Below are 9345 nucleotides of genomic sequence, written 5' to 3' on the forward strand. Positions count from 1 at the left end.
TACGGTCGCGCAGGTCATTGGCGATCACGTCGGGCAGGCTCTGCCGGGTTATGGCACGTTTGGGCGGCATGGGGTTACCTGCCTTTGGCGGGCGATCCGGCGCCCCATGTGTCGCTCAGTCGATAACCACCGGGCCAAGGGTCGTCGGGGTCCAGCATGTGCTGATGCATGCCGGTGATCCAGCCCCGGCCCGAGATTTCGGGGATGATTGCGGGACGCCCGTTCAGATCGCATTGTTTGACGATCCGGCACCGGAACTCACTGTCGATGACCGAGCGCGCATGATAGCGGTCCTCGGGCTTCATTTGACCCTTTGCCCGCAACAGAGCCATGCGCGCCGACGCGCCGGTGCCGCAGGGTGATCGATCCAGCTTGCCGGGTTTGATGGCCACGGTGTTCCGTCCGGTCAGAACATCGCCATCCCGGCTCAGAGGCCCGGCGATCTGGCAAAACGAGATATGGTTCCAGTCGCGGGCCGGGTGGTGGAACCCCAGCTGTTCATTCGCCGCATCGGTGATGAGGTCGCCTGTTCGGGCCAGATCGGCGCTTTCGTCCGGTGTAAGGGCAAATCCCAGATCGTGGGCGTCCACGATGACGAAACTGTCGCCGCCAAAGGCGGTGTCAACGCGCAGTGTTCCGATCCCTTCAACCTCGATCCGGGCGTCCAGCTTATCTGCAAAGCTGGGGACATTTTGCACGAAAATCCGTTGCGCCTTGCCATCGCGGCATTCCGCGCGCACCCGGACCAACCCGCCCGGAGCCTCAAGCGTCATGTGGGTCTCGGGCTCTTGCATCGGAAAGATCCCGCCATCCAGCAACACGGTTGCCACGCAGATCGAGTTCGAGCCGGACATGGGCGGCGTATCCTCGGGCTCCATGATGATGAAACCGGCGTCAGCCTCGGGGTGTTTGGGCGGCACCAGCAGGTTGACGTGACGAAACACACCGCCGCGCGGTTCGTTCAGGACGAAATTGCGCAGGGTCTGGTCTTTGGCGATGAACCCACGTTGTTCCCACAGCGTGTCGCCGGGCGGCGGGGCGACGCCGCCAACGATCACATCGCCCACCTCACCTTCGGCATGGGCCGAGATCACGTGAATGGTTTTGCTGCTGCGCATGTGGCCCCCTCAGAACCGGTTGGCCGCAAAGGGCGTGGTTGGGATCGGCGGGGCTTGCCCGTCGATCAAGGTGGCCACGATCTCGGCGGTGCCTGCCGATTGGGTCAGGCCCAGATGGCCATGGCCAAAGGCATAGATGACGTTCGGTGCGCCGGGCGACGGGCCGATGACCGGGATGCTGTCGGGCAGCGAGGGGCGGAACCCCATCCATTGCGTGCCGCCCTCGGTGTTAAGCCCCGGCAGGAATTGCCGCGCCTTGTCCAGCAGCGTTTCGGCGCGTTTAAAATTGGGCGGCAGGGTCAGCCCGCCCAGCTCCACCGCGCCACCGATCCGCACGCCGTTATTGATGCGGCTGGCGACGAAACCGTGCCCCGAGAAGGTCAGATGCATGCGCAGATCAAAGGCACCTTCGGGCAGGGTCGTGTTATAGCCGCGCTCGGTCTCCAGCGGGATATGGTCGCCGAGTGTTTGCGCCAGATGATGCGACCATGCGCCCGCCGACAGCACGACGTGGTCCGCATCGACCGTGCCATTGGCAAGCGTCACACGCACACCGTTTTCGATGGGGGTGAGGTTCAGCACCTCATGCGTTTCGATCTGTCCGCCCCGGTCACGGAAAGCCTGCACCAGATGCTCGGTCCAGGCCTTCGGATCAATCGTGTTCATCCAGTTGGGCGTGAACCCGGCGTGGGTGAAACGGGGGCTGAGGCCGGGTTGACGTTCGGCAATCGCCTCACGGCTTTCCAGCAATTCGAAGTCGATCCCATGGCGGCGGCGCAGCTCCCACGTGGGCAGGCTGGCACGGTATTCGGCCTCACTTTCATATAGCTGCATCTGACCGTCGCGCTGCATCCTCGCCTCACCATCGACCAGAGCGATCTGACGGGTCAGAGCGGCGCTGGAATGTTGCATCAGGCTGACCTGCGCGCCCAACAGTTTCTGGTAACGATCCGCACGGCTGGCGCGCCAGAAGCGCAGCATCCACGGCGCGATCTTCAGCGCATAGGCTGGGGGGATCGATAGCGGCCCCAGCGGGTCCAGCAGCCATTTCGGAGCCTTGCGCATGATTCCGGGGGTGGCCAGCGGCTCGACCTCGGTAAAGGCAAAGGCCCCGGCATTCCCGGCCGAGGTCTCGGCCGCCACGCCGCTGCGGTCGAAGACGCGCACCGAATGGCCCCGCCGTTGCAGTTCCAGCGCGGTGCTGATCCCGACAATGCCTGCGCCGATGACAATGATCTGCTGCATCAGGTCTCTATACCTTCTTTGAACGGATCGTTTGCGTCGAAGATCAATCGCGCCTCGGCCATCACATAGGCCTGCCCGGTGATCGCAGGGATGACGCCCCCGCCCGGCCCGGGCTGATAGGACAGGCGATAGGTGCTGCCGATCACGCTTTCCTGCTCAATCTCCTCTCCGGCGGCCAGCACTCCATCAGCGGCCAGACAGGCCAGCCGCGCCGAACTGCCGGTTCCGCAGGGCGAGCGGTCATAGGCGTCATCGGGACAAAGGACAAAGTTGCGGCTGTGAATGCCGTCCTTGGGTGAGGGTTCCTGAAAGATCACATGATCCACCGGCTCGCCCTGTTCGCCGCCCACACCCTGCGCGATCGAGGCCTCTCGGATGGCAATCGCCGCATCGGTCATCTGTCGGATATTGGCGGGCTCAACGGGGATCGGGCTGGGATCGATGATGAAGAACCAGTTGCCGCCATAGGCGATATCTCCGATCACCGGCCCAAGGCCCGCCACATCCAGCGTGACGGCGCGCTGCACCCGGCGGCTTTCGATATTGGTGACGGTGACCGTGTTGGCATCGTGCAATTCCACCGTGACCACCCCGGCGGGTGTTTCAATGCGATGAATGCCAACGCCGATCCGCCCCAGATGCGCCAAAGTCACCGTCAACCCGATGGTGCCATGACCGCACATGCCCAGCACCGCATCCACGTCGAAATAGATCACCCCGGTCACGCAGGTCGGGTCCACCGGTTCGACCAGCAGCGCCGCCACCATGGCGGGCTGACCGCGCGGTTCCAGCATGACAGAGCGATAGAATGCCTTATGTTCCGTTGCCAACCGGCGGGCGCGCTCGGCCAGTGGGCCTGTGCCCAGATCGGGCGCGCCGTCCAGGATCACCCGCGTGGGTTCCCCTCCGGTATGGCTGTCGATCACATGCATTCGGCGATTACCCCGCCCTGTTTCGACCAGTCCGTGAACCAGTTGCGGAACAGGTCATATTGTTGCTCGCAATAGTTGCGCTGCGCGTCGGTCAGAGCATCGGTTTCATTGAAATGCAGACGGTATTCGGGTTCGCCGTTCAGCACCAGCAGGTGCTTGTAGTAGAGAACCAGATCGGGCCCTTCGTCAAAGCTGGACAGGACATGGATCGCCTCGGTCAGCTCTTGTGCGCGTTGGCGGGCCTCGGCATTGCCTGCCGCCGCTTTCTGGGACAGGGCGGCCAGCAATAGCGCCTCGCACGGCAGAGCGGTGCCGATCCCGGTGATCGAGCCGGTCGCGCCGCAATTGACGAAGCCATGATAGACCTCGGTATCGACACCGACCATCAGGGTGACCTGATCGTCCTGACTGGTGATGTTTTCGGCGGCATAGCGCAGATCGTCCCGGCCGCCGAACTCCTTGAACCCGACCAGATTGGGATGCTCGGCGCGCAGGGCAAAGAACAGTTCCGCCCGGGTGGCGAAACCGTAATAGGGACTGTTGTAGATGATCGCGGGCACATCGGGGGCCGCCGACAGGATGGCCTTGAAATGGTGCCGCTGCGCGGTGGGCGAGCTGCCCCGTGACAGGACACGCGGGATCACCATCAGCCCGGCAGCCCCGTGTTTTTGCGCATGGGTCGCATGGGCCACGGCGGATTTCGTGTTGATCGCCCCGGTGCCGACCACAACCGGCAGGCCCGCGCCGATCAGACGCTCGACCCCTTCCATGCGCTGCTCATCGGTCAGCAGGGGCCAATCTCCCATCGAGCCGCAATAGACGACCGCCGACATGCCCGCCTCGATCATCTGCTGCCCTTTGCGCACCAGCCCGTCGAAATCAGGTGCGCGGTCGGGCGTGCAGGGGGTCATGAGGGCGGGCATGGTGCCCGAGAAGACGTCTTTCAGCATCTGTCACATCCTTTGCAAATATCCCCACACGGATGCCCGGCGGGTTTCAACCCGCTCTATCGGATATTGGATACAAAATCCACGAAAATCATGAGAGGTAAAAATACGCGCCGCACCTGCACAGACGCCGCGCCAGAATCTGTCCCGGGTTTTGTGCCTATCGCAGGCGCGCGCCGGTATCCGGATCAAACAGCATGACGCGTTCAGGCCGTACCGAAATGCCGATTTTCTCACCCTGTGCGCTGCGTTGGTCGTCGCGTTCCTCAACGATCAGTTTGTCGCCATTGGGTGTGATCAAATAGGAATAAGAGACACCCCCCAACGCCTCGGTCAGATCGACAGTGCAGCTGTCGCTGGCCCGGTCGATCTGGATATGCTCCGGGCGGATACCGAGGGTCACGCGCGAGGCCCCGGCTGGCACCGATCCCGTCACCGGAATGGCATCACTCAGCGCTGGGTGGCGCACAGTGCCGTCCACCACGTCACACTCAAGGAAATTCATCGCGGGTGAGCCGATAAACCCGGCAACAAAGCGGTTATCGGGGTCGCGATACAGATCCATCGGCGCGCCCACCTGTTCGATCCGGCCATCGCGCAGCACCACAATCTTGTCGGCCATGGTCATCGCCTCGACCTGATCATGGGTGACGTAGATCATCGTCGCGCCGATTTCGTTGTGAAGTCGCGCGATCTCGACTCGCATTTCGACGCGCAGTTCCGCATCCAGATTGGACAGGGGTTCGTCGAACAGAAACACCTCGGGGCCGCGCACGATAGCACGCCCGATGGCGACGCGCTGGCGCTGACCGCCGGACAGAGCTTTGGGCTTGCGCTTCAGGTACTGATCCAGCTTCAGAATGCCCGACGCCTCCTGCACCTTCTGATCAATCTCGGCCTTGGGCACCCCATTCATGCGCAGGCCGAACCCCATATTCTCGGCCACGCTCATATGCGGATAAAGAGCATAGGTCTGGAACACCATCGCCACCCCGCGCTTGGCCGGGTCCATATGGGTCACGTCACGGGTGCCGATATGGATCTCACCCTCCGAGGTTTCTTCAAGCCCCGCAATCATCCGCAACAAGGTTGACTTGCCACAGCCCGACGGGCCGACGAAGACACAGAATTCGCCATCCTCGATCTGCAGATCAATGCCGTGAATGACCTGCGTCTGGCCATAACGTTTGATTGCGTTGTTCAGAGTTACGCCCGTCATGTTGCTTGCATCCTGTTCTTCTGGCTTTCGGGGAACCGCCATGCCTGCGCTTCGGTTCCGATCTGTTCGGCCACCCGCCGCACCCGGGGAACCCAGGCCTCCAACTGGTTGAAATCCATCCGTCCGGTCGATCCGGTCACGGAAATCGCCCCCAGAACCCGCCCGCCTTCGGTCAGGATCGGGCAGGCAATGCAGATGATGCCGGGCTCATGCTCTTCATCATCCACCGCGTAGCCGCGGCTGCGAATGGCCGCCAGATCATCCCGCAGCGCCTGTTCCGAGGTCAGGGTCTTGTCGGTAAACCGATGAAAGCTTTGTTGCGAGATCGTCTTTTGCAGACGCTCCTCCTCCAGAAACGCCATCATCGCCTTGCCGACGCCGGTGCAATAGGCGGGGCCGACCTTTCCGGCCTCGGAATACATCTCGACCGGGCGCTGTGCGTTGCGTTTGTCGACATAAAGAACCTGCCCGGAATCCAGCTGCGCCAGATGCACCGTTTCTCCGGTCTCGCTGCTGAGCGCATCCAGAAACGGGCGCGCAATCGGCGCCAGCGAGTTTTGGGTCCAGGCCGCATGCGCCAGCCGCACCAGCCGCATCCCCGGCGAATAGGTCTGCCGGTCCGGATCATAATGCAGCATGCCCTGATTGGTCAGTGATTGCAGAAACCGATACAGCGTCGCCTTGGGAAAATCGCTGCCATCCAGCAGTTCGGCAAACCGCGCGGGGCGGCCGAAAGAGGCCACCTGATCCAGCACATCACATGCCTTTCCTATCGTTCCGTCACCTGCCACGGATGCCCCTTCTCTTTTGCTTCGCCCGGCGCCGCCACCCTGATGGGTCTTGACAAGACTAGCCGAGTCGATGTGTAGTTTTCAATATATAAAACAAGGTTCCATTATTTGGAACTACTAAATGGAAGCACCTTAGGGAGGATACCATGCATTCCATCTTGAAACGCTCGGCGGCTGCACTGGCTGCAAGTGTCGCTTTGGCCGCTCCGGTCGCTGCCGAACTGACCGGCGAGCTGCGCATTTTCCTGGACACATCGAACCCGGCGCCCCGCGCGACGATGGAGGCGATGATCGGACGGTTCGCGGAACAGCACCCGGGTCTGGAGATCGAAACTACGGTGATTGACCGCGAGGCATACAAGACCCAGATCCGCAACTTCCTGACGGCGGACACGCCTGATGTGGCCAACTGGTACGCCGCCAACCGCATGAAACCCTATGTCGAGGCCGGTCTGTTCGAGGATGTCTCGGACCTGTGGGCCGAACCGGCGATTGCGGACAATCTGGCCTCGACCAAAGGCGCGATGACCATCGATGGCAAGCAATGGGGCGTGCCCTATACCTACTATCAATGGGGCGTTTACTATCGCAAAGACATCTTTGATGAGCTGGGCTTGAGTGAGCCGACCACCTGGGAAGAGGAACTGGCGAACTGTCAAAAGATCGTCGAGTCCGGTCGCGCATGCTATACCATCGGCACCAAGTTCCTGTGGACCGCCGGTGGCTGGTTCGACTACCTGAACATGCGCACCAACGGGTTCGACTTCCACCAGCAGCTCGCCAATGGCGAAATCAGTTGGGAGGATGACCGCGTCAAGCAGACCTTCGCCAACTGGAAACAGTTGATCGACATGGGCGCGTTCATCGACAACCACCAGACCTATAGCTGGCAAGAGGCCCTGCCCTTCATGGTCAAGGGTGACGCCACCGCCTATCTGATGGGCAACTTCGCCGTGGCCCCCCTGCGTGAGGCGGGTCTGACCGATGACCAGCTGGATTTCTATCAGTTCGTCGCCATCAACCCCGATGTCGAACTGGCCGAGGACGCGCCGACCGATACGTTCCACATCCCGGCCAATGCCTCGAACAAGGAAGCCGCGCGGGAATTCCTGCGTTTCGTGGTCTCGGCGGACGAACAGACCGAGATCAACAATGGCGCGAATCTCGGGCAACTGCCGGTCAACGCGCAATCGTCGGTCGATGATGACAAATTCCTGAACCAGGGGTTCGAGATGCTGTCGTCCAACAGCCCCGGCGGTGTCGCCCAGTTCTGGGACCGCGACGCCCCGGCGGAAATGGCGAAGGTGTCGATGGAAGGTTTCCAGGAGTTCATGGTCAAGCCGGATAATCTGGATCGTATTCTGGCAAAACTGGAACGCGCCCGCGGTCGGATTTACGACAACTGATCAAGCACGGGCCGGGCTAAAGCCCGGCCTACGCCACGCACAAATGTAGGGCGGGCTTCAGCCCGCCACCCCTGCACTCCGGAATGACCACCATGACAGTTGCCGCAGACACAGAACGGGAAAGCTGGTTCCACCGCAACCAGCAACGGATCGCGCCGTGGCTGTTTCTGGCCCCGGGGCTGCTGTTCTTCTTGGTCTATGTGATCATCCCGGTCTTTCAGTCCTTCAACCTGTCTCTCTACGAATGGGACGGGCTTGGGGCTGCGGAATATGTCGGCTTCCGCAATTACGAGGACCTCTATTGGGAATGGATCGACCGGGATGCGTTTTATATCTCGCTCAAGAACAACCTGATCTGGCTGATCCTCTATCTGGCTGCGATCCCGGCGGGCCTGTTCATCGCGCTGTTTCTGAACCAGACGGTCTGGGGCATCCGCCTCTATAAGTCGCTGTTCTTCTTCCCTTTCGTGATCTCTCAGGTCGTCGTGGGCCTTGTATTCACATGGTTCTATGACCCCACCTTTGGTCTGCTGAACGAATTCCTCAGCCTTTTCGGCCTCGGCCCGTTGAACGTGCTGGGCGACGAACGCTTTGTCACCTACGGCATCATCTTCGCCGGTCTCTGGCCGCAAACGGCCTATTGCATGATCCTGTACCTGACCGGGCTAAATGCCGTGGACCCCGAACAGATCGAGGCCGGACGTCTGGACGGCGCAAAAGGCTGGCGGATGCTGTGGCACATCATCCTGCCGCAACTGCGCCCCGCCACGTTCATCGCCTTTGTCGTAACCATCATCGGCGCGCTGCGATCCTTCGACCTGATCTCGATCATGACCCAAGGGGGGCCGTTCGGCTCATCCCGCGTGCTGGCCTATTACATGTTCGAGGTCGCCCTGTCAGAATACGGGTTCCGCATGGGATATGGTGCCGCCATCGCGGTGATCCTGTTCCTGATCATGCTCTGTTTCATCGCCTATTTCCTCTGGTCGATGTACCGCGAAGAAAAGGGGCACTGAGATGTTTCCCAAACCCATCGAAAAACAACCCCGCGCGGCGCAGATCACCTATCAGGCCATGCTCCCGCTGGCCCTGTTGCTGTGGCTCGGGCCGTTGCTGGCGGTTGCCCTGTTCTCGGTCAAGCCGGAGGCGGATTTCACCAATGCCAACTACTGGGGAATGCCTTCCAGTTTCGAGGGCGCGTTCAACTATGGGCAGGTCTTCTTCAATTCGGACATGCCGCGCTACCTGCTGAACTCGTTCCTCATTACCGTCCCGACGGTGATCGGAGCCGTCGCGCTCAGCTGCATGACCGGCTTTGCGCTGGGCATCTACAAGTTCAAATCGAACCTCTGGATCTTCTTCATGTTCGTTGCGGGCAACTTCGTGCCCTTCCAGATCCTGATGGTCCCGGTGCGCGACCTGACCCTGCAACTGGGGCTTTATAACACCAAAACCGGCCTCGTCCTGTTCCACATCGCCTTCCAGACCGGCTTTTGTACCCTCTTCATGCGCAACTTCATCCGCGCCCTGCCCTTTGAGCTGATCGAGGCCGCACGCGTCGAAGGCATCAGCGAATGGCGCATCTTCTGGTACGTGGTCCTGCCGCTGATGAAGCCCGCGATTGCCGCGCTTAGCGTGTTGATCTTTACTTTCATCTGGAACGACTATTTCTGGGCTGTGGTCCTGA

9 protein-coding genes are annotated in these 9345 nt (G+C 61.2%); 3 read left to right on the forward strand and 6 right to left on the reverse strand.

The genetic code is table 11. The annotated features are described in order from the left end of the window. Positions 1-74: 74 nt before the first annotated feature. The 6 genes from MPJ51_RS05090 to MPJ51_RS05115 all read right to left on the reverse strand — a co-directional run bounded on the left by MPJ51_RS05090 (position 75) and on the right by MPJ51_RS05115 (position 6252). A complete protein-coding gene (locus MPJ51_RS05090) occupies positions 75-1118 on the reverse strand; it encodes a proline racemase family protein (protein WP_298382702.1) in 1044 nt (347 codons plus the stop codon). Between the two features lie 9 nt (positions 1119-1127). Further along, positions 1128-2366 carry an FAD-dependent oxidoreductase gene (locus MPJ51_RS05095; RefSeq protein WP_298382751.1) on the reverse strand — a complete coding sequence of 413 codons (1239 nt, stop codon included), beginning with the start codon at positions 2364-2366 and terminating at the stop codon, positions 1128-1130. Beyond that, on the reverse strand, positions 2363-3295 hold the full coding sequence (locus MPJ51_RS05100) for a proline racemase family protein (protein WP_298382706.1): 933 nt from the start codon (positions 3293-3295) through the stop codon (positions 2363-2365). Before MPJ51_RS05100 ends, MPJ51_RS05095 begins: the two co-directional genes overlap by 4 nt. Further along, complete coding sequence (locus tag MPJ51_RS05105; protein WP_298382709.1) at positions 3286-4245, reverse strand: dihydrodipicolinate synthase family protein; 960 nt, start codon at positions 4243-4245, stop codon at positions 3286-3288. The genes MPJ51_RS05100 and MPJ51_RS05105 overlap by 10 nt, the downstream gene beginning before the upstream one ends. Positions 4246-4402: 157 nt before the next feature. Next, entirely contained in the window at positions 4403-5461 is a 1059-nt protein-coding gene (gene ugpC / locus MPJ51_RS05110; protein WP_298382712.1) for a sn-glycerol-3-phosphate ABC transporter ATP-binding protein UgpC, read from the reverse strand. After that, a complete protein-coding gene (locus MPJ51_RS05115) occupies positions 5458-6252 on the reverse strand; it encodes an IclR family transcriptional regulator (RefSeq protein ID WP_298382714.1) in 795 nt (264 codons plus the stop codon). Before MPJ51_RS05115 ends, ugpC begins: the two co-directional genes overlap by 4 nt. Before the next feature lie 146 nt (positions 6253-6398). Here MPJ51_RS05115 and MPJ51_RS05120 point away from each other — a divergent pair, with 146 nt between their 5' ends. The 3 genes from MPJ51_RS05120 to MPJ51_RS05130 all read left to right on the forward strand — a co-directional run. After that, positions 6399-7658, forward strand: a complete 1260-nt coding sequence (locus MPJ51_RS05120) for an ABC transporter substrate-binding protein (RefSeq protein ID WP_298382716.1) — start codon at positions 6399-6401, stop codon at positions 7656-7658. 92 nt (positions 7659-7750) lie between these two features. Next, the gene (locus tag MPJ51_RS05125; protein WP_298382719.1) at positions 7751-8674 is read left to right on the forward strand and encodes a sugar ABC transporter permease; all 924 of its coding nucleotides are present in this window, start codon (positions 7751-7753) and stop codon (positions 8672-8674) included. Between the two features lies 1 nt (position 8675). Further along, positions 8676-9345 (forward strand): carbohydrate ABC transporter permease (locus tag MPJ51_RS05130; protein WP_298382722.1); only part of this gene is annotated, 670 nt, incomplete at its 3' end.

This window comes from Ruegeria sp., assembly GCF_028066395.1.
Taxonomy (GTDB): Bacteria; Pseudomonadota; Alphaproteobacteria; order Rhodobacterales; family Rhodobacteraceae; genus Ruegeria.